At 59.9% G+C, this 19054-nt stretch carries 18 protein-coding genes; 10 read left to right on the forward strand and 8 right to left on the reverse strand.

Features of this window, described 5'->3' with window-relative positions; all coding sequences use genetic code 11:
• Positions 1 to 95 precede the first annotated feature (95 nt).
• Positions 96 to 269, reverse strand: coding sequence for a DUF1328 domain-containing protein (locus D6851_RS15465; RefSeq protein WP_120325799.1), 174 nt, complete (start codon positions 267 to 269; stop codon positions 96 to 98).
• 199 nt (positions 270 to 468) lie between these two features.
• Positions 469 to 2517, reverse strand: coding sequence for a protein-disulfide reductase DsbD family protein (locus D6851_RS15470; RefSeq protein ID WP_120325800.1), 2049 nt, complete (start codon positions 2515 to 2517; stop codon positions 469 to 471).
• Positions 2518 to 2596: 79 nt separating this feature from the next.
• Between D6851_RS15470 and D6851_RS15475 the strand changes: the two genes are divergently transcribed.
• Positions 2597 to 3811 carry an FAD-dependent monooxygenase gene (locus D6851_RS15475; RefSeq protein WP_120325801.1) on the forward strand — a complete coding sequence of 405 codons (1215 nt, stop codon included), beginning with the start codon at positions 2597 to 2599 and terminating at the stop codon, positions 3809 to 3811.
• 80 nt (positions 3812 to 3891) lie between these two features.
• Here the strand turns inward: D6851_RS15475 and D6851_RS15480 are convergent, their stop codons facing one another.
• Positions 3892 to 4404 carry a hypothetical protein gene (locus D6851_RS15480; protein WP_147395497.1) on the reverse strand — a complete coding sequence of 171 codons (513 nt, stop codon included), beginning with the start codon at positions 4402 to 4404 and terminating at the stop codon, positions 3892 to 3894.
• Positions 4405 to 4659: 255 nt separating this feature from the next.
• On the opposite strand from D6851_RS15480, the gene D6851_RS15485 reads away from it, so the two are divergent.
• A complete protein-coding gene (locus D6851_RS15485; RefSeq protein ID WP_120325803.1) occupies positions 4660 to 5289 on the forward strand; it encodes a LysE family translocator in 630 nt (209 codons plus the stop codon).
• 7 nt (positions 5290 to 5296) lie between these two features.
• Here D6851_RS15485 and D6851_RS15490 read toward each other — a convergent pair whose 3' ends face one another.
• The 3 genes from D6851_RS15490 to hemC are packed head-to-tail and all read right to left on the reverse strand — an operon-like array spanning position 5297 to position 7916.
• Positions 5297 to 6271 carry a hypothetical protein gene (locus tag D6851_RS15490; RefSeq protein WP_238474150.1) on the reverse strand — a complete coding sequence of 325 codons (975 nt, stop codon included), beginning with the start codon at positions 6269 to 6271 and terminating at the stop codon, positions 5297 to 5299.
• Between the two features lie 23 nt (positions 6272 to 6294).
• A complete protein-coding gene (locus tag D6851_RS15495; RefSeq protein ID WP_120325804.1) occupies positions 6295 to 6978 on the reverse strand; it encodes a uroporphyrinogen-III synthase in 684 nt (227 codons plus the stop codon).
• A complete protein-coding gene (hemC, locus tag D6851_RS15500) occupies positions 6975 to 7916 on the reverse strand; it encodes a hydroxymethylbilane synthase (RefSeq protein WP_120325805.1) in 942 nt (313 codons plus the stop codon). Before hemC ends, D6851_RS15495 begins: the two co-directional genes overlap by 4 nt.
• Positions 7917 to 7961: 45 nt before the next feature.
• On the opposite strand from hemC, the gene tsaD reads away from it, so the two are divergent.
• From tsaD to D6851_RS15535, 7 genes are all read left to right on the forward strand, one after another.
• The gene (gene tsaD, locus D6851_RS15505; protein WP_120325806.1) at positions 7962 to 8996 is read left to right on the forward strand and encodes a tRNA (adenosine(37)-N6)-threonylcarbamoyltransferase complex transferase subunit TsaD; all 1035 of its coding nucleotides are present in this window, start codon (positions 7962 to 7964) and stop codon (positions 8994 to 8996) included.
• Entirely contained in the window at positions 8993 to 9994 is a 1002-nt protein-coding gene (locus D6851_RS15510) for an NAD(P)H-dependent glycerol-3-phosphate dehydrogenase (RefSeq protein WP_120325807.1), read from the forward strand. Before tsaD ends, D6851_RS15510 begins: the two co-directional genes overlap by 4 nt.
• Positions 9991 to 11526 (forward strand): lipopolysaccharide biosynthesis protein, encoded by a 1536-nt coding sequence (locus D6851_RS15515; RefSeq protein WP_120325808.1) that lies wholly within the window; start codon positions 9991 to 9993, stop codon positions 11524 to 11526. Before D6851_RS15510 ends, D6851_RS15515 begins: the two co-directional genes overlap by 4 nt.
• Before the next feature lie 85 nt (positions 11527 to 11611).
• Positions 11612 to 13261 (forward strand): vWA domain-containing protein, encoded by a 1650-nt coding sequence (locus tag D6851_RS15520; protein WP_120325809.1) that lies wholly within the window; start codon positions 11612 to 11614, stop codon positions 13259 to 13261.
• Between the two features lie 98 nt (positions 13262 to 13359).
• The gene (locus D6851_RS15525) at positions 13360 to 14028 is read left to right on the forward strand and encodes an OmpA family protein (protein ID WP_238474151.1); all 669 of its coding nucleotides are present in this window, start codon (positions 13360 to 13362) and stop codon (positions 14026 to 14028) included.
• Between the two features lie 187 nt (positions 14029 to 14215).
• Positions 14216 to 14815 (forward strand): hypothetical protein, encoded by a 600-nt coding sequence (locus tag D6851_RS15530; protein WP_120325810.1) that lies wholly within the window; start codon positions 14216 to 14218, stop codon positions 14813 to 14815.
• A 112-nt stretch (positions 14816 to 14927) separates the two neighbouring features.
• On the forward strand, positions 14928 to 15317 hold the full coding sequence (locus tag D6851_RS15535) for a response regulator (protein WP_210210379.1): 390 nt from the start codon (positions 14928 to 14930) through the stop codon (positions 15315 to 15317).
• 86 nt (positions 15318 to 15403) lie between these two features.
• On the opposite strand, the gene D6851_RS15540 is transcribed toward D6851_RS15535, so the two are convergent.
• On the reverse strand, positions 15404 to 17530 hold the full coding sequence (locus tag D6851_RS15540; protein ID WP_120325836.1) for an acetate--CoA ligase family protein: 2127 nt from the start codon (positions 17528 to 17530) through the stop codon (positions 15404 to 15406).
• Positions 17531 to 17657: 127 nt separating this feature from the next.
• Positions 17658 to 18518, reverse strand: a complete 861-nt coding sequence (locus tag D6851_RS15545) for a p-hydroxycinnamoyl CoA hydratase/lyase (RefSeq protein ID WP_120325811.1) — start codon at positions 18516 to 18518, stop codon at positions 17658 to 17660.
• Between the two features lie 102 nt (positions 18519 to 18620).
• Between D6851_RS15545 and D6851_RS15550 the strand changes: the two genes are divergently transcribed.
• On the forward strand, positions 18621 to 19043 hold the full coding sequence (locus D6851_RS15550) for a MarR family winged helix-turn-helix transcriptional regulator (protein WP_120325812.1): 423 nt from the start codon (positions 18621 to 18623) through the stop codon (positions 19041 to 19043).
• Positions 19044 to 19054 lie beyond the last annotated feature (11 nt).

Consider the following 19054-nt stretch of genomic DNA (forward strand, 5'->3'; position numbering starts at 1 on the left):
ACCGGCTGCCGATGCCGGCAACCGGTGGAGCCCGCTCTAAAGGAGCCGGGCCAGCGGCTCGCCCTGAAAGGCGCGCCGCTGGCTCTGTCCGGGGTCTAGGATAGTTTCTTCCCGGCCATAACGCCCAGTACCAGAAAAATAGCCACGAGAGCGAGACCGACAAAAAAGAGAAATTTCGCAATACCAGCAGCTGCGCCTGCAATACCGCCGAAGCCGAGTATTGCCGCTATACCGGCGATAATCAGAAATATAAGTGCCCATTTGAACATATCGGTTCCTTGCTTCTATCTTAGCACCTCAAAAAAAGCTCTTCCTTTTCCTGAAGGCATGTTCCGGTGTCTGATATAAGAGCAAATACAAGGCGATATTGTTCCCGGCATTATAGTTCACCGCCATTATCGGGTCTGCATGAGGTAAACGCGCGAGCGGGCGCCCGAACGGTCACATATCCGCTTACGGCTCAGCCGGTTATGGGGTCTTTGCTTCCGCTTCGGCAAGATCGATCAGGCTGTCCGGTGTCAGCATCTGCGGCAATTGCTGCGCCTCTTCGCCTGCCGGATACCACAGATATAGCGGCACACCGGCTGCGCCATGTTCGGTCAGGAAACGGGTGATGACAGGATCGCGCTGCGTCCAGTCGCCGCGCATCGCGATAACACCCTGGCGGGCGAAAGCCGCGCGGGTGGCTTCGCGTTCGATCGCGACATTCTCATTGACCTTGCAGGTCAGGCACCAGTCGGCGGTGAACCACAGGAAGACCGGCCCTTCGCGGCGCGCCTCGGCCAGCGCTTCGGGCGAGAAGCTGCGTGCATCGAGCAGACTTTCTTCCATCGCCGCCTGTTGCCGCGGCACGAAAGGCACCAGCACGATGAGGAGAACGAAGAAAGCCATCGCCGCGATATGCGTCTTGCGGCGTCCGCGATTCCAGGCCCAGAAGGCCAGAATCAGGCCACCCGCCAGAACCAGCCCCCAGCCAAGGAATAACGGCCCGCCAAGGCGCCAGGCAAGCCAGGCCAGTGCCAGCGCGGTGAGCCCCATCGGAATGGCGAGGATCTTGCGGAATGTCTCCATCCACCGGCCGGGGCGCGGCAGCAGGCGGCGTAAAGGCGGGACGAAACCGAGCATGAGGAAAGGCAGGCCGAGCCCGAGCCCCAGCGCCGCAAAGAGCAGCAACGCCTGCCACCATGGCAGGAGCAGCGCCGCGCCCATCGCGGCAGCCATGAACGGCCCGGTGCAGGGCGTGGCAACGAAAGCCGCCAGCAGACCGGTGGCAAAAGCGCTCGACCGGCCGCCGCTGCGGGTGAAGGAGAAAGAGGGCAGCTCGAACAGGCCCGCCAGATTGGCAGTGATCGCGCAGGCCAGCACCAGCAGCGCCAGCACCACGCCCGGCTCCTGCAACTGAAAGGCCCAGCCGATCTGGCTCCCGCCCGCACGCAGGCCGAGCAACAAGGCACCCAGCGCCACACAGGCGAGCACCACGCCGAGCGTATAAGCCAGACCTTCGCGCCTCGCATCGGCTTCGCTTTCGCCCGCCCGCGCAAGGCTCATCGCTTTCAGGCTCAGAATCGGAAAGACGCAGGGCATGATATTGAGCAACAGCCCGCCCGCCAGCGCGCCGGCCAGCAACACCCAGAGCGGCGCGAGCGGCCTGGCGCTTTGATCGCCGCTCGCCACCAATGTGCCACCCTTCGGCACATCGCCCGGCGCGGCGGTGAAGCGAATCGCATTGCCGCCATCGTCGAGCTTGAGAATCCCGGTGATCGCATCGGCGCTTTTCGCCAGCCCTTCGCGCGGGATATCGACCAGCAACGTGTCGCCTTTGCGGCGGAATATCTGCGCACCGGTATAATCGACCAGTTGCGGCTGCCCGACAAAGACATGCGGGCGGGTCAGCGCCATAGTGGCGGGCAGCGGAATGGCCAGACGCAGCGCATCGGGCGTCAGCGCGAAATCGGCCTGCCGGTCGAGCGGCGGAGGTAAAGCGGCGCGCCAGCCGTCGAACCGCGGATCGCTGTCATCGCTCGCCCGATCCGAGACGGCGATATTCTGGGTCAGCGTCGCGCGTTCGGGAACGCAGATCTTGTCGGTACAGGCGAGCCAGTTGGCATCGACATTGACCGGCACGCTATGCCCCGTCTGCGCCCCGGGCGGCACGTCCACCGGCACCAGAACCGCATAATCGCCTTCGTAAACATGGTTCATCAGCCCCGAAATCACGAGCTGCTGCGGCAGCGGATAAAGCGGCGTTCCGGCGTGCCACCCGTCGGGCAGATGCCACGCCAGCTCCATCCCGAACCCGGCATCGCCGGGATTGGACCAGTAGCCGTGCCAGCCGGGGCCGGGGCGGAAATGCAGCGCCAGCCAGACGGTACTTCCGGGCTGCGCAGGCGCTTCCGCCACCAGTTCGGCGCTGATATTGTTATCATTCGCCTGTGCCGGCAATGCACCCAGCGCAAGAAAGCTGCCCAGAAGGGCGAGAACGACGATGCGAAGTATGGCTAATATCCTTGCACGCATGGTGGCAGCCGCTCTAGGGCAGTCAGGCTGAACCGGCAATGGAAAGGCCAGCCGGATTGCGCCGGCTGGAGAAAAAAGAATGGCTGAAAAACGTGATCTGCTGATTCTGGGTGGCGGGCTTGTCGGCATGACGCTGGCACTGGCTGCGGCGAAAAAGGGTCTTACCTCGCATGTTGTGGACCGTGCCGATCCTGCGGCGCTGACAGCGGATAATTTCGACGGGCGCGCTTCGGCCATTTCCACGGCGAGCTGGAATCTGTTCACCAATATCGGCCTGGCCGATGCGCTCGAACCCTTTGGCTGCCCGATTTCGTCGATTGCGGTGACCGATGCGATGCGCCCCGGCCGGATCGATTTTCAGCCCGAAGCGCATGAAGGTTCGCTCGGCCGGATGTTCGCCAATCAGAAACTGCGTCTCGCTTTGTTCGAAGCGGCGAAGGACAATGCGCGGATCAACTGGCATGCCAAAGCCGATGTGATCGAACGTCAGCGCGGGCCGCATGGCGTATCTGCCACTCTTGCCGACGGCACGCTGCTCGAAGCCAGCCTGATGATCGCTGCCGAAGGCCGCCAGTCGCCCACCCGCAAGGAAGCCGGGCTGCAACTGGCCCATTGGGACTACCGCCATCGCGCGCTGATCGCCGGAATCACGCATGAGAAGCCGCATGACAATGTGGCCTGGGAAATCTTCTATGCCGACGGGCCCTTTGCCCTCCTCCCGATGCTCGATACCGAAGACGGAAAACATCGCAGCGCGCTGGTCTGGACCGTGGCGGAGAAGGATGCGAAAGGCTATCTCGCTTTGCCCGAAGCCGCATTCCGCGCCGAAGTGGAACGCAAGATGCACGGCATTTTCGGCCATGTGACAGTAAACGGTCCGCGCAGTTCCTATCCGCTCAGCTTCCAGCACACCGCACGCATTACCGCCGAACGGCTCGCTCTGGTGGGCGATGCTGCGCATGGCATTCACCCGATTGCGGGACAGGGGCTCAATCTGGGTCTGCGCGATGTCGGCGCACTGGTCGATGTACTGGTGGAGGGTATGCGGATCGGCCTCGAACCGGGCGATGCCCAATTGCTGAAACGCTATGAAGACTGGCGCGCACTGGACGGTTTCACCGTATCGGCCGCCACCGATGCGCTGACCTGGCTGTTCGGCATTCCCGGCCGCCTGCCCAGCGCCATTCGCCGCATGGGCATGGCTGTGGTCCAGCGCAGTTCCCCGCTCAAGACCTTCTTCATGAACGAAGCGCGCGGCATGTCGGGCGATCTGCCCGAATTACTGCGCGGATAGATCCTTTCCCGCAGACGGTTTTCACCGGACCGGAGCTGACAGAGCAAAGCAGGCAGGCCGGAAAATCGGCACGCCCTGCCCTACATTAAAGGCACCTGCTCGCCTGCAACCGTCAGATCCTCGGGCGCGCTCAGCGCGATATGGGTCTGATAATAATATTTGCCTGTCGGGGCGCCATTATAGGTGAAGTTAATCAGGACACGTTTTGCCTCGCCCCGCACCGCGATCCGCTTACCGGCCAGATAGACGCGCGGATCGATACCGAACCTGTCCGCCAGCTCGCGCTGCACAGACGGCGAAATTTCGATATTGAGGCTGCGCTGATCGCGATAATCCTTCTGCGAATTGAGATAGAGATAGCCACCATCGCGCCCGGTGCCACGTACAGTCAGTTCAAATATGCCCTTCACCCCGTCCGGCGCCACGGCGGCAGCGTTGATGACTGCCTGCTCGGGCGTCAGCCGCAGCAATGGAGGTGTGGCGGGTTGCCGGGCAGAGTTCGGCGGCGGAGCTGCCTGCGCGGCTGGTGATGTGTGTACACAGGCCGACAGGGCAAAAGCGATACAGGGCAGGAAAGGCATCAGGGCGCGCAAGAGATATCTCCCAAAGGGTGCCCGGCCATCTTCGCTGTTCTGTTCATCGGACGGCCCGGCCCCGCATGTCGATCGCGACCATGGCCGGGAATAGACCCTCTCCGCAGCGAGAATGCAATATGCTCTCTCCCGGCGTAAGAGACCGGTCATGACTGCAAACAGCCCGGGCAGGCTGAGGAAGCATGGCGATTGTTTTCACCCCCTCTGCAAGATAGAGCACCCCCCTGTTTCGTCACCCCTCAACGAGTTTGCGCAATGTCTTTCCATAGCTGGTGGCTTTTTGCCGTTACCGTCTTTCTGCTATCAGCGACGCCGGGGCCGAATATGCTGCATATTCTCTCACGCAGTGTGGAAATGGGGCTGAAACGCAGCACGGCGGCGATGGCGGGGTGCCTGTCGGCGATTATTCTCGTTCTCTCAGCATCGGCAGCGGGGCTTGGCACTGTGTTGCTGGCTCTGCCGGGCGCTTTCGATGTGATCCGCTATCTCGGGATTGCCTATCTTATCTGGCTGGGGATCAAATCCTGGCGGGCAAAGGCAACCCCGCTCGATGTGGAAAGCAAAGGACTGCCGACATCGCATTCGCCGATAAAACTGTTTCGCGGCGGCTTTGCCATTGCGCTGAGCAATCCCAAGCTGATCCTGTTCGCTGCGGCCTTTTTCCCGCAATTCATCGATCCGCAAGCCCCCCAATTGCCGCAATTCGGCATCCTGATCGCAACATTCGGCACCATCGAAACCTTCTGGTTCACGGTCTATGCCATGGGCGGCCAGTCGCTGGCCCGGCTTCTCACGCGCCCGTCGCTGAAACGCGCCTTCAACCGGGCTACCAGCATTTTGTTTATCGGCTTCGGCCTCGCTCTGCTGAAAGCCCGCCCGCAATAATCGCCGGTCAGTCGGTGCCGGTGGAGGCAGGTGAAGCGCCCGCCGGGCTGGGCTGTTCCACACTGTTACCCGCAGCATCGTTGAGCTGGCGCGGTTCCAGAATCGCGGTCATTTCCAGCCGGTCGAGCGCTTCGCGCGCACGGGCATAGCGCTCGGCCGCAGCGATCCAGCCGCTGGCCTGCGCGGCATTGGGCAGGTTGCGCACTTCGGCAATCGCCGATTCGACCCGGTCGCTTTCGAGAAACAGCCGTGCCCGGTCGAGCCGCCGGCGCGGCGCGGGTGACGGCGAATCCTCGGGGCGGATCACGAAGAGATCGCCCAGCTCATCGCGCAGGCGGGCGAGCGAATTGCCTTTATTGGGCGATACGATCAATTCGGGCGCCAGCCCTTCCAGCCGGGCAACGAGCTGATCGAGCGTGATCGGGCGGCGCGATGCTTCGATCACCGCGCGCACCGCATTGGGATGGGCATCGCCGAAGCGCAGGCGCAGTTGGTCTTCGAGATAGCCCAGCGGAGCGCCGCGTTCGATCGCGCGGCGGGTGGCGAAAGCGACCAGCAGCCCTTCGGCCCGCGCTGCATTGCCTGCGGCGGCCTGTGCCTGAAGATCGAGCCGGGTCAGGCGCTGTTCCATGGCGGCGACGCGCTGGTCGATTCCGCCCTGCTGTTCGGCCACCCGTTCGACCGTTTCCCGTGTATTCGCATCCTCCCCGTCGGGATCGCTGATCGGCGGGAACAGCGCATTGGCCGTTCGGCCCGTTTCAGCGGGGCTCGGCTCCGCAGAGGGGGCGGGTGCAGGTGCGACGGTCTGGACCGGGCTCGGCTCCCTCATCAGAAGGTCGGCGCCGTATCGCCAGCCGAGGAAGGAAGTGAGCGCGGCGCCGGCGACGAAAGCCGCCACGGCCAGGCCGAGGATCGGCGCCATGCGGCCGGTCCTGCGCTTTTGCGAACGGGCGCGAAGCCGCTCTTCGAGATTGCTTTCCATAATCGTCCTTTAGGCCCGCCCGCTCATTCGCACAATTGGCGCACAAGCGCCACCAGCGCGGCATCATCCGGGCTATCGGCAATAGCGCAACCCGCCCAGCCCTCCCCTGCCGCCGCTGCGATACGCGGTGCCAGAGCAGCGATGTGCAGCTTGCCAATATCCACTTCGCAGCGTTCGCATTCCGCGCGAAAATGATGTGCAGCCACGCCTGAATGGAGCATGACGATGCCGCCTTGTTCCAGGTGCCGGGCAAGCGATGCGGGCATAGGCAAAGCGCGGCTTTCATAGGCCACGCGTTCGGTAATGCGGATGCCGGACGGACAGAAAAGCGTGGTGTGCTGGCGCCCGGTGAGGCGCAGCAAATGCCGCTCTTCCCCGGCCAGCGTGTCGAGCACATTCTGCAGCCCGCCCGCTCCACTTTCAACGCGGTTGAAACCGGCGGCATAGGCCGCCTGCGCCGTCGCCGCACCCACGGCATAAACCGACAAATGGCGCAAAGCCGCCAGCCCTTCTCCGCCATAGCGCAGCGCATTGGCACTGCCGATCAGCAATCCGTCGAAAACCGCGCCTTCGGGCAGCGACCATGGGCAGGGACGAATTTCGAACAGCGGCTCTGCGATAACGGTCAGACCGGCGGCCGCCGCGTTTTCCTGCGTGGCCGAACAGCCCGGTTCCGGGCGAATGGCGACAATCGGCGGGCGGCTCATGGCGCGCCGGAAAAATGCGCGGCGATGCCGGGTGTCGCCTTGTCGAGCAATGCGCGGGCGAGGCGCGCGGGGCCCTCGCTATCCTCGCAGGCAAACCGCAGCGCCGCATCGACCCGCTCGGCCCCGTCGGGGCTGAACAGTGCCGCGCGCATGGCAATGGTTTCGCCATCCGATTCGCACAGGGCGGCAATCGGGCTGTGGCAATTGCCGCCCAGCGCCAGCAGCAGTGAGCGCTCGGCGAAAACTTCTGTGGCGCTGTTCTGGTCGTTTATGGCCCCGATCAGTTCTTTTATGGCCCCGTCAGACCCCAGGATTTCCACCCCTATGGCCCCCTGAGCCGGCGCTGGAAGCCATTCCTGCACGTCCAGACCATGTCCGACCCCGTTTTCACCCAGTCGCTCCAGACCGGCCGATGCCAGAAAGGTCGCCTGCGCTTCCCCCGCCGCCAGCTTCGCCATCCGGGTGGCAACATTGCCCCGGAAAGACACCACTTTGCAATCGGGCCGGGCATGAAGCAATTGCGCCGCCCGCCGCGGTGCGCTGGTTCCAACCACGGCACCCTGTGGCAGTTCGGCAATACCGGCCGCCCCGATCAACCGGTCCCTTTTATCGGCCCGCGGCAGAATCGCAGCGATTTCCAGCGCGTCGGGACGAATCGTCTCGACATCCTTCATCGAATGGACCGATGCATCGATCGTCCCTTCGGCAAGCCACAAATCCAATTCCTTGGTCCACAGCGCTTTTCCGCCGATTTCCGCCAGTGGCCGGTCCTGCACCTTGTCTCCGCTGGCCAGCACCGGGACCAGTTCGACCTGACTTTCCTCCCAGCCATGCGCAACACATAAACGCGCCCGAACCTCACGGGCCTGCGCCATGGCGAGGGGGGATTTGCGCGTACCCAGACGCAGGACGGGCTTGATTTCCGTTTGTTTTGTCATGCCTCTTCTTGCCCTAATGCGCATTTCGGTCCAGTGGAACCCGCCATGACGCTGATCCTCGGCCTTGAAAGCAGTTGCGATGAAACCGCTGCCGCTCTGGTGGACGGTAAGCGGCGCATTCTCGCGCAGCATATCGCCTCACAGGAAAAGGAGCATGCCCCCTATGGCGGGGTCGTGCCCGAAATCGCTGCACGCGCCCATGCCGAACGCCTTACCCCGCTGATTGAAGCGACGCTGACCGATGCCGGTATCGCGCTGGAGCAGGTCGATGCCATCGCCGCAACTGCCGGCCCCGGCCTGATCGGCGGTGTGATGGTCGGCCTCGTCACCGGCAAGGCACTGGCGATGGCGACAGGCAAACCGCTCATCGCCGTCAATCACCTCGAAGGCCATGCACTCAGCCCGCGCCTGGCAGCGGAAAATCTCACATTTCCTTACGGTTTGCTGCTGGTTTCGGGCGGCCACTGCCAAATCCTGCGGGTCGAGGGCGTCGGGCGTTACCAGCGGCTTGCCACCACGATCGACGATGCGCTGGGTGAAGCTTTCGACAAGACTGCCAAGATTCTCGGCCTCGGCTATCCGGGCGGCCCGGCAGTGGAAAAACTGGCCCGCGACGGCAATCCCAAGGCCGTCCCCCTGCCACGCCCGTTACTCGGCAGCAAGGAGCCGCATTTTTCCTTTGCCGGTCTGAAAAGTGCCGTTTTGCGCGCCTTTGAAAGCGGTCAATATCGTACCACCGATATTGCCGCGAGCTTTCAGCAAGCTGCGATAGACTGCATCGCCGATCGCCTCCGCCTGGCCCTTGACAGGATGGGCCCGATCACCGCTTTGGTGGTGGCAGGCGGCGTCGCTGCCAATAGCCCGATCCGTTCGGCGCTCGAAAGAATTGCCGAACAGCACACCATCTCTTTCGTCGCGCCCCCCCTCTCCCTATGTACCGATAATGCGGCGATGATCGCCTGGGCCGGGCTCGAACATTTCGAACTTGGTCATAACGATCCGCTGGAAATAGCCGCGCGGCCTCGCTGGCCGCTCGATCCCGACGCAGAACCCGTACGCGGCGCTGGAGTGAAGGCATGAGCGACAAGCGAGCACAGATCGGTGTGATCGGCGCAGGTGCCTGGGGCACCGCGCTGGCTCAGATGTTGAGCAGTGACGGGCGTGATGTGCTGATCTGGGCACGCGACAACGCTGTGGTTACCGAGATTAACGAAACACATAGCAACACAGCCTATCTGCCCGAAGCCCGCCTGGCAGATACGATTCAAGCAACCAGTTCCATCGCTCTTCTGGCTGATTGTACCATCGTGCTGGTGGTCACGCCGGCACAGAAAATGGGTGAAGTGCTGGCTGCAATGCCGCATTTCCCCCGCGATATCGTGCTCTGCTCCAAAGGTATCGAAGCAGGCAGCTTCCGTCTGATGAATCAGGTCGCCCGTTCGCTTGCCCCCGATAGCGATATTGCTGTTCTGTCCGGGCCGACATTCGCGCATGAAGTGGTTGCCGGAATGCCCACTGCCGTCACACTGGCTTGCGGTGGCGGAACGACGCAATGGGACCGGCTTTCCGAAGCCATCGCTCGCCCCGCTTTTCGTCCTTATTATTCGGACGATCTCACCGGAGCTGAAATTGGTGGTGCAGTGAAAAACGTGCTCGCCATTGCCTGCGGTGTGGTGGAAGGTTTGCAACTGGGGCAGAATGCCCGTGCTGCCCTGATCGCGCGCGGCTATGCTGAAATGATGCGTTTCGGCGAGTCCCTTGGCGCAGACCGAGATACGCTTTCCGGCCTGTGCGGTCTGGGCGATCTGGTGCTGACATGTTCCTCCACATCGAGCCGCAATTTCTCGCTTGGCAAGGCGCTGGGCGAAGGGCGTACCCCCGCTGATTTAATGAAAGATCGCCGTACCGTGGCAGAAGGCGCCTTCACAGCACCGGTTTTGCGCGATCTGGCTGGCCAGCACAACGTAGCTATGCCCATCACAGAAGCCGTGTGCCGCTTGCTGGAAGGCGGTGCTGCACGAGATCTGGCCGGAGATCTTCTCGCGCGGCCTTTGAAGTCGGAAGGCCCATCTGCTTGAACGACAAAACCACGCCTGCGACAGACTCCGGTACGAAAGATTCCGGTGACATTGCCGCTCTGGCCAAGGGGGGGCGCACCAACTTTCTCGGCTTTCTGCTACGCCTGCTTGCCCGCCTGCCCTTCCTGTTTATCGGCGGCCGCCTTTACGGCGCCGAAGCGCTCGGCCGTTTCGCCTCGGCACTCGTTATTGTCGAACTGGTCGCCATGGTGTGCACTATCGGCGAAAAGCGCGGACTCGCTCAGCGCCTCTCCGACAATGATTGCGACGAGGACGATCGCCGCGGCGGAATCGCTGCCGGTGTGGTTTGCGACGGTTTGCTGACTGCGTTGATTGCCGGTAGCGTCATCGGTCTCACGCTATGGCTGGTCCCGGCGCCCATGTTCCCCAGTGGAATTTATACCGATTGGGACCGCCTGATCGTACTCGCCATTCCAGCGCTTGCATTGACCGAAATCCTGCTGGCCGCCCAAGCCTATCGCTACGATATTGCAACAACCGTCCGTTCCCGCGCAGTGGTCGAACCGTGGACGATCTCGATCATGGCCGGATTGCTCTATTTCGTCATTCCCGATAGCGGCCTGTCGCTGGCCTATCTTGCCTCCATCTATGCCGCATTGCTGACTGCCGCTATTCCCTTTCTGCGGCTTTATGGTCTGCCACAAAGCTGGTCGCCGAGCTTTGCAAGGATGCGCGACCTGACCTTGCGCGGCTTGCCGCTGGCCGGTGCCGACACAATCGAGTGGGGAACAAGGCGGCTCGATATCTTCATTCTGGGTCTTTTCGCATCGCCAGCCGGTGTGGGGGTTTATTACGTCGCCCAGCAGGTCGCCAGCCTGCCGCAAAAGCTAAAAACCAGCTTCGAACCCATTCTCGGCCCCGTCATCACCCGCAAGCTCAAAGAAAAGGACTATGCCGCCATTGCCCGGCAGGTCTGCCAGGTTGGCTTCTGGATCACCGCAGCACAGGCAGGCATTGCACTGGCACTGGGTATCCCCGGCGAAGGAATAATGGGTCTGGTCGGCCCTAATTTCGTCGGTGGAACGGGCGCGCTCTCTTTCCTGCTGGCAGCCGAAGTAGTCGCCGCCACCGCCGTCGTCTCCGAAGCAGCGCTTGTTTATGTCGCCCGCCTGCGCAACTTGTGGATTTCCATCGGCACAATCGTATTGCAGGGCTTGCTGACCGTTGGTGTAATGCTGCTGGCCAATGCCTATCACGTCAGCGATCTGTATCGAGCCGGCGGAGCCGCCCTCGCCCTGATGACAGCACTGGCCGTCTCCTCCATCGTGAAGGCAATGCTGCTCGCACGTCTTCTTAATGAGCCGATCAATAACTGGCGCTGGTCATTGCTCTATGCGGTCGCTGTGGCCGGGCTGGTGGGTTTCCTCATCACACGCCTTCCCGAATGGGCAGAACTCAGCCTCGGGGTACCAGCTATTCTTCTATCCTATGGCTTCGTGGTATGGAAAAAAGGCTTCGGCCCCGAAGACCGCGTATTATTTCGTAAAAAACTCGATACGGGTGAAGCATAAGCGATCTTTTTTAGAGGCCTCTATTCATACGCTATTAAGAGCCTCCCAAAGCATATGGGATTGCGTATTTACGGGGGAGAATAGGATGCGTCTCGCATTTGGCATAATAGCGGTTTCCGGTCTGACTCTAAGCGGCTGTGCAACCCGACAAACCAATTCCGCAGCCGATCAGGTTGTCGTAACCGGCGCAAAGGTCAGTCCAGACAGAGAAATAGCGCCACCGCCACCACCACCACCACCTCCTCCTCCTCCTCCACCAAGCACTGCTTCACTGACACGTTCTGCCGCTGTAAACGGAAGCCATTACGTTCCCCCTGTTCGGATCCCGCAGAATCCCGGGAGCGAACGTTATGACGGTGAGGCTGTCTCACCCGTTCACCTCACAGCAGAAGAACCCGTTTCCACATTCTCGGTCGATGTCGATACAGGCGCCTATGCCAATACGCGCCGTTTCCTCGAACAGGGACGGATGCCTCCCCCCGAGGCCGTGCGCACTGAAGAGCTCATCAATTATTTCCGTTACGACTATCCCGCTCCTGCCAGTCGAGACGTGCCTTTCACGGTGACAACCGATATGGCCCGGACGCCGTGGAATCCCGATACACGACTACTGCGGATCGGTTTACGCGGTTATGACCTGCCTCGCGAAGACCGCCCCGCAGCCAATCTCGTCTTTCTGCTGGACGTCTCGGGTTCCATGAATACCAGCGATAAATTACCGCTGGTAAAATCGGCCCTTTCCAGACTCGCGGGGCAATTACGCGAACAGGATCGCGTATCCATTGTAGTCTATGCCGGCGCGGCAGGGCTCGTGCTCGAACCGACCAGTGACACACGCAAAATTCGCGCAGCGCTACAATCCCTTTCTGCTGGCGGATCAACCGCTGGCGGTGCCGGGCTGCAACTGGCTTATGACATTGCCGAAGACAATCGTATCGAAGGCGGAGTGAACCGGATCATTCTGGCCACCGATGGCGATTTCAATGTCGGCCTCAGCGATCGCGATGCGCTTATCGATCTGATCGAGAAGGAGCGCGACCGCGGCGTTACGCTGACGACGCTGGGGTTCGGGACGGGCAATTACAACGAAGCGATGATGGAGCAGATCGCCGATCACGGGAACGGTAACTACGCCTATATCGACAATGCTATGGAAGCTGAAAAAGTGCTGTCCGATGAAATGGCGTCGACGCTTTTCACGATCGCTAAGGACGTGAAGATTCAGGTTGAATTCAATCCCGCTCAAATCAGCCAGTATCGCCTGATCGGCTATGAGAACCGGGCTTTGCGCGAAGAGGATTTCGATAATGATGCAGTGGATGCCGGCGATATCGGTGCCGGTCATCAGGTCACCGCTCTTTACGAAGTCGTCCCCTCCGGCACGAAAGGCTGGATTGCACCGCGCCGCTATCAGGACAAAGTGCCTGAGGCTGCGTCCGCCCGGCGGAGTGAACTGGCTTACATCAAGCTGCGTTACAAGCTACCGGAGGGAAACACGTCGCAACTGATCGAGCGCACAGTGTCGGACACGCTTCTGACAGACTCTCCGAGACCGTCAGGCGATATGGGCTTTATTACAGCGGTCGCGGCGTATGGGCAGAAGCTGCGTGGCGATCCGCTACTGGCCCGTTTCTCCTATGCCGATATCGAAAAACTGGCTGGTAATCAGACCGATTTCTGGCGGCAGGAATTTATTCGTCTGGTCAATATCGCAGATAGTCTCGACGACATGTGAATTTGCGCGCTATTAACGAAACCATGCTGCACAAGCCCCTTTTTGCGATATGTTTCGGTTCGCTCATCATCGTTCTTCTGGCCATCGCCGGAGGTAATATGACGGGGGTTCCGATTGCCGAGACTCTGGCTGCGCGCGCAAAGCCTGCGATTGCCAAAGCCGGTGGCGAAGGCGTGGTCCATGCAATCTTCAGATCGCCCGGTGGCTGGCCGAGCCGCCATCCTGTGCTGGTCGGCGGAGAGGGTTTGAACGAGAAAACCCGCGACACGATTGCCAAGGCGGTTGCCGCAGTTCCCGGTGTTGGCGGCATACGCTGGTCAGATGGTACAGGTTTTGCCGAAAGCGGAGAACCACCGGTCGATCCGCTGCATTGTCAGAACGATGTTCGCGCTTTGCTCAAGGCACGCACGATCCGGTTCGAGGAATCCTCCGCTACGATTCAGCCCGCCAGTATCAATCTTGTAAACGAGGTTGCCCAGGCCTTGCGGCCTTGCCTCGGCAGCGTGATTTTGATTACCGGCCATACGGACAGTTCGGGGACGGAAGACATCAACCAGGCCCTGTCTCGCGCCCGTGCGGAAAGCATTCGCAGTGCACTGATCGCCAGAGGCATACCGGAGGAAAGCCTCCGTGCAGAAGGTGTTGGCTCAGCCGATCCTGTTGAAGGGCTCGACCCGGCGGACCCTGCCAATCGCCGGATCGACTTCAGCGTGTTGCAAACAGCGCAGATCAGGCCGACTCCGGTCGATACACCCGGCCCTCACTAATCTGTTACACAGCGACCTTGGCTTGAGACTTATCAACCTCTAAGCACGGCCATCAAACTACAGGAGTTGCGTTCGGTGCCGATCTGGCTGGAATTACTCGTCTTGTTGTGGCTCACCTTTATGGTCGGGGTCGGACTGGGATGGGCGCTCTGGGGACGCAACCCGGAATCGGTCGGGAGCACTGAAAATGAGTGAACTGATCCAGCAGAACTGGATTTTATTCGTCATCGCACTGGTGATCGGCGTTGCCGTCGCCTGGTGGATTTTTGTCGCCTCGCGCAAAACTACGGTGCGTAAAGACAGTGAAGAACATGAAAAGCAGGGTGAAACGCGCGCCAAACGTAATCAGGCCCTGATCGACGCACCGCCCGCCTCTCTGGCGAACGAAATGCCGCCTGCTACGCCAGCGGGAATGGCCGGTGCCGGTGAAGCGGTAGCCGCTGCTGCCGAAAGCGACGCCATCGCAGCCCGCAATGTAGAAAAAGAAAAGACGTCAGAAGCACCTGCACCTGCACCTGCACCTGCACCTGCACCTGCACCTGCAGGAAGTGAAGATGATCTTACCCGTATCAAGGGGGTCGGCCCCAAGCTCAGCAAACAATTGCACGAATTGGGCGTCACCAGCTTCGCCCAGATCGCAGCATGGGACGATGTCGAAATCGACAGAATCGATAGTCAGCTCGGCCGGTTTCAAGGCCGTATCCGGCGCGATAACTGGACCGAACAGGCTCGCTTTCTTGCGGATGACGATACGGCCGGATTCGAAGCACAATTCGGCAAAATCTGACTCTTCCCTTTCTGCGTAACCCCCGGCTCCCGCGGTTTTTTGGGAACTTACCCCCCCTTATTCCATTATCGAAAATGAATAAGCTGCCCTAAAGGCAGGAAAGAGAAGGAATATGGCGCACAAGATTGACAATCAAAGCCGTCCCACTGTCCTGGTGGTCGAAGATGAATTCATCATCGCTCTCGACTTGTCTGAGACAGTGCGCGATCTCGGCTATGCGCTCGAAGGTCCTTATGCCGATACGGAAAATGCCTTCGTCGCGATCGACCGTGTTATGCCCGACTGTGCGATCCTCGATGTCCGGACTGCGGATGGTGAAGTGTATCCGCTCGCGGACACGTTGACCGAAGCGGGTGTACCGATCATTTTTCACTCCGGTCATATACAACCGGATCAGATTACCGAACGCTATCCCAATGCGACAGCCTGTACCAAGCCCTGCCCGCCGGACAGATTGGTGAAAGTGCTGGAAGAAGCGGTCTATCCCAAAATGGACAGTTAGAAAGCACGCGATTTCATATATATATAGAAAAGGCCCGGTGAGAGTTTTCCCACCGGGCCTTTTCATTGCGCCTTTGCCTTAATCGCTCAGCTTTGTTCGACCAGCATGAGAGCATCAAGTGCCACCACGCCTTCACCCGCCGGATGGATAATCACTGGATTGAGATCAATTTCACGGATCGCCGGATTGCCGACCATCACACGGCCGATCTGAACGATCAACTCAGCCAGCGCCTCAACATCCAGAGCCGGAGAACCGCGATAGCCCTCAAGGATCGCTGCCTGTTTCAAATCGAGCAGGCCTTCCTTGACCTGATCGACGCCGAGGTCAGGTGTGAAGAGTTTCACATCCTTGAGAATTTCCGCTGTCACACCGCCGAAACCGGCAAGAACGACAGGCCCCCATTGAGGGTCGTTCTTGGCTCCGACAATCATCTCGACGCCCATCTTGCCCATTGCTTCGATCAGAACACCGTCAAGCTGGATCGAAGCATTATACGCTGCCACATTCTTGAAGATCTGATCGAATGCCGCCCGCACGTCGTCTGCCGTTTTGAGATTGAGCAACACACCGCCGGCATCGCTCTTATGGCCAAGCACGGCAGCCTGCGCTTTCATGACAACCGGATAGCCGATAGCATCGGCTGCCACAGCGGCTTCATCGGCCGTTGCGGCAAACTGACTGTTCGGGAATGCAATACCGAGCGGCTTGAGCAGTTCCTTGGCTTTATATTCTGGAATAACACCATTGATCTGGTCGAAGCCGGAAATTGCTAGCGGGTCACCCGAACGGTCGGTCAGATCGCGCTTGGCAAGGTCAGCCAGACGTGAAATTGCGCGATAGGCGCGTTCGGTGCTCGGGAACCAGGGGATGCCCACCTTGCGCAGACCATCAATATAATCCTGTGGCACGGTGGCTCCTTCGTCCACCCCGGCGAAGACGAGCGGCTTGGAGAACGTACCGCCTTCCAGCACTTTCATGATATGGGGGAATTTGATCCCGGATGTCACGGGGTCGGACTGGATAATCGAAGAGACCACCGAACCAACACGCTCGTCTTCGAGCAAAGCAGTCAAAGCCTTAGTGTAAATTTCCGGTTCGGACAGGCCCACAGCCGTAATGTCCAGCGGATTGGAAACTGGCACGAATTCGGGCAGCGCTGCCCGCAAAGCCGGGCTGTCTTCATCATGCAGTTCGAGCAGGTCGAGCCCGATGTCTTCGGCGAGATCGAAAGCAAGGCCGCGCAAAGCCCCCGATTCACCCAAAACCGCCATATTGGCGCCGGGCAGGCTCGGACAAGTGAGCGCGATGGTAAGGATATCACCCAATTCTTCCAGCGTTTCTGCGAAGATCACACCTTCCCGCGACAATTTGGCTTTCATGAGCTGATAGTCACCAGCCATAGCGCCGGTATGTGTCGCCGCGCTTTCCTGCGCCTTATTGGACTTGCCCGGATGCAGCATCACAATCGGTTTGCCCGCTTTCCGTGCCCGACGGGCGGCGCGAATAAAGGCTTCGGGACGACGCAGCGTTTCGACATACATGCCAATAACATGCGTATCCTCGTCATCGACCAGCCATTCGACATAGTCTTCGACTCCACTGGCCGCTTCATTGCCAGTCGAAACGGAATGGCTGACAAAGCATTCACGCGGATGGAGCACAGTAGCCAGAACAGCTGCAATAGCACCAGACTGCGATGCGATACCGACAGCCCGCGTCCCCTTGGACGGGCTCTTCATATTGGTTTCGACAAAGGTGAGCGGAACGCGCTGAATATAGTTGGTGCAGCCCAGGCAGTTAGGACCTTCGATGACCATGCCATGCTTGCGGGCGATTTCACCGAGTTCGAGCTGTTCTTTCATGCCCTCTTCCCCGGCTTCGGAGAAACCGGCGGAATAGATCACAACTGCACCGCAGCCCCGTTCAGCAAGCTGACGGACCGTATCGAGAACGAAGGGACGGGGAATAGCGAGCACGGCACAATCGACGCCTTCGGGAAGTTCGGTGACCGATGCATAGCATTTCAGCCCCTGAATTTCCTCACGCTTCGGATTGACCGGGTAAATCTCTCCGTCGAATTCATACTGAACGAGGTTGTTGAGGAGGGTCGCGCCAAGCGCTCCCTTGCGATCGGAAGCACCAACAACCGCCACCGATTTCGGACGCAGCAGCCGATCAATCTGTTCATTCGTAAAGCGCGTATCGCTCATGGCATCCACTCTCTATCCAAGCAAAACCCCGGAAGCCGGAAAGCTTCGGGGCATATGTAATTCCCACAATCCTAAAAGGAGCCGTCCGTGCGGGCAAGCACCCGCACGGACCATATCGAATCCGATTTTAGTCTTTCTCGATCTTCGATTTGTCGAAGACACCAAGACCGGGCTTGTAGGTCTTTTCGTCAAGGAACTGCTTGGTGGCTTCCTTGCGGGTTTCCCAGCCGCCGAAATCGTTCAGCGCTTCCTGAGCACGGATCAGATAATCTTCGGCGTTGTCATATGTCATTTCCATGACGCGGCGCATGGCCCATTTGGTAGCTCGCAGAGCCTGCGTGTCCTTGGCCTTGAGCGTGTCAGCAACTTCCTGAACGCGAGCCTTGAGCTGATCGGCAGGCACGCTTTCGGTAACGAGGCCCTGCTCGGCAGCCTGCTTGCCGGTGAGATTTTCACCCATCATGGCATGATACATGGCTTTGCGATACGGCATCAGTTCAGCTGCGACCTTCGATGCACCACCGCCGGGCAGAATCGCCCAGTTGATTTCGGACAGACCAAACTGTGCATCGTCGGATGCAATGGCAATATCGCAGCCGAAAAGCGGGCCGTAACCGCCACCGAAACACCAGCCATTGATCATGCCGATAGTGGCTTTTTCATACCAGCGCAGGCGTTCCCACCATGTATAGGCTTCGCGCTGCGCCTTACGCGTTGCGCCAATGCCTTCGGCTTCATTCATGCGGAAATATTCGAGAAGATCCATGCCGGCCGACCACGCGGTCCCTTCACCGGTCAGAACCAGAACCTGAACATCGTCCCGGAATTCGAGGCTTTCAAGCACACGCAGCATCTGCCGGTTGAGCTTGGGGCTCATGCAATTACGCTTGTCGGGGCGATTGAAATAAACCCATGCGACACCGTCGACCACTTCGTAACGAACGGTTTCTTCTTCCGGACGGGGATCGGGCTGGGATGGCATTGCCATTGATACTCTCCTGTTTCGAATCAACAAAATTGTTATGCCTTATTGCTATTCCGGATAACGATCCGGATTGTTATATGCAACAAGCATTCTTATAGTCCCGCCATGCATGATCCTTTGCCCGACTATCCCGGCTATGCGCTGCGCCGTGCAGCCAATATGGCGATGACCGAACTCGCGAACCGGCTTGCCGGTATCGGTTTGCGTCAAGTCGATGCCTCCACCATGATTTTGATCGAAGCCAATCCCGGCGTAACGGGCAGCGCGCTCGCCAGACGGCTAGATATTCGCCGGGCCAATATGGTCCCGCTTCTCAAGGGTCTCGAAGATGCAGGACTGATCGAACGAGCGCCGATCGACGGTAAATCGCTGGGCCTCAATCTTACTTCGCTGGGGCGCAAAAAGCTGGCCGAAGCCCGGCAACGGATCGAAACGTTCGAAGCCGAGCTGCTGAGGCGTGTGCCGGCAGAACACCGCGCGCATCTGGTTCCTGCCCTTAATGCCCTATGGCAAGAGGAGGAAGAATAAGGGGCCCTATG

The sequence above is a fragment of the Altericroceibacterium spongiae genome, from assembly GCF_003610805.1.
In the GTDB taxonomy this organism is placed as follows: Bacteria; Pseudomonadota; Alphaproteobacteria; order Sphingomonadales; family Sphingomonadaceae; genus Altericroceibacterium; species Altericroceibacterium spongiae.

What these genes read in the sequence shown, in the direction of transcription:
- D6851_RS15465 (WP_120325799.1), bottom strand. Translation starts at nt 269, where the DNA reads ATGTTCAAATGGGCACTTATATTTCTGATTATCGCCGGTATAGCGGCA.
- D6851_RS15470 (WP_120325800.1), bottom strand. Translation starts at nt 2,517, where the DNA reads ATGCGTGCAAGGATATTAGCCATACTTCGCATCGTCGTTCTCGCCCTT.
- D6851_RS15475 (WP_120325801.1), top strand. Translation starts at nt 2,597, where the DNA reads ATGGCTGAAAAACGTGATCTGCTGATTCTGGGTGGCGGGCTTGTCGGC.
- D6851_RS15485 (WP_120325803.1), top strand. Translation starts at nt 4,660, where the DNA reads ATGTCTTTCCATAGCTGGTGGCTTTTTGCCGTTACCGTCTTTCTGCTA.
- D6851_RS15490 (WP_238474150.1), bottom strand. Translation starts at nt 6,271, where the DNA reads ATGGAAAGCAATCTCGAAGAGCGGCTTCGCGCCCGTTCGCAAAAGCGC.
- D6851_RS15495 (WP_120325804.1), bottom strand. Translation starts at nt 6,978, where the DNA reads ATGAGCCGCCCGCCGATTGTCGCCATTCGCCCGGAACCGGGCTGTTCG.
- hemC (WP_120325805.1), bottom strand. Translation starts at nt 7,916, where the DNA reads ATGACAAAACAAACGGAAATCAAGCCCGTCCTGCGTCTGGGTACGCGC.
- tsaD (WP_120325806.1), top strand. Translation starts at nt 7,962, where the DNA reads ATGACGCTGATCCTCGGCCTTGAAAGCAGTTGCGATGAAACCGCTGCC.
- D6851_RS15510 (WP_120325807.1), top strand. Translation starts at nt 8,993, where the DNA reads ATGAGCGACAAGCGAGCACAGATCGGTGTGATCGGCGCAGGTGCCTGG.
- D6851_RS15520 (WP_120325809.1), top strand. Translation starts at nt 11,612, where the DNA reads ATGCGTCTCGCATTTGGCATAATAGCGGTTTCCGGTCTGACTCTAAGC.
- D6851_RS15525 (WP_238474151.1), top strand. Translation starts at nt 13,360, where the DNA reads ATGACGGGGGTTCCGATTGCCGAGACTCTGGCTGCGCGCGCAAAGCCT.
- D6851_RS15530 (WP_120325810.1), top strand. Translation starts at nt 14,216, where the DNA reads ATGAGTGAACTGATCCAGCAGAACTGGATTTTATTCGTCATCGCACTG.
- D6851_RS15535 (WP_210210379.1), top strand. Translation starts at nt 14,928, where the DNA reads ATGGCGCACAAGATTGACAATCAAAGCCGTCCCACTGTCCTGGTGGTC.
- D6851_RS15540 (WP_120325836.1), bottom strand. Translation starts at nt 17,530, where the DNA reads ATGAGCGATACGCGCTTTACGAATGAACAGATTGATCGGCTGCTGCGT.
- D6851_RS15545 (WP_120325811.1), bottom strand. Translation starts at nt 18,518, where the DNA reads ATGGCAATGCCATCCCAGCCCGATCCCCGTCCGGAAGAAGAAACCGTT.
- D6851_RS15550 (WP_120325812.1), top strand. Translation starts at nt 18,621, where the DNA reads ATGCATGATCCTTTGCCCGACTATCCCGGCTATGCGCTGCGCCGTGCA.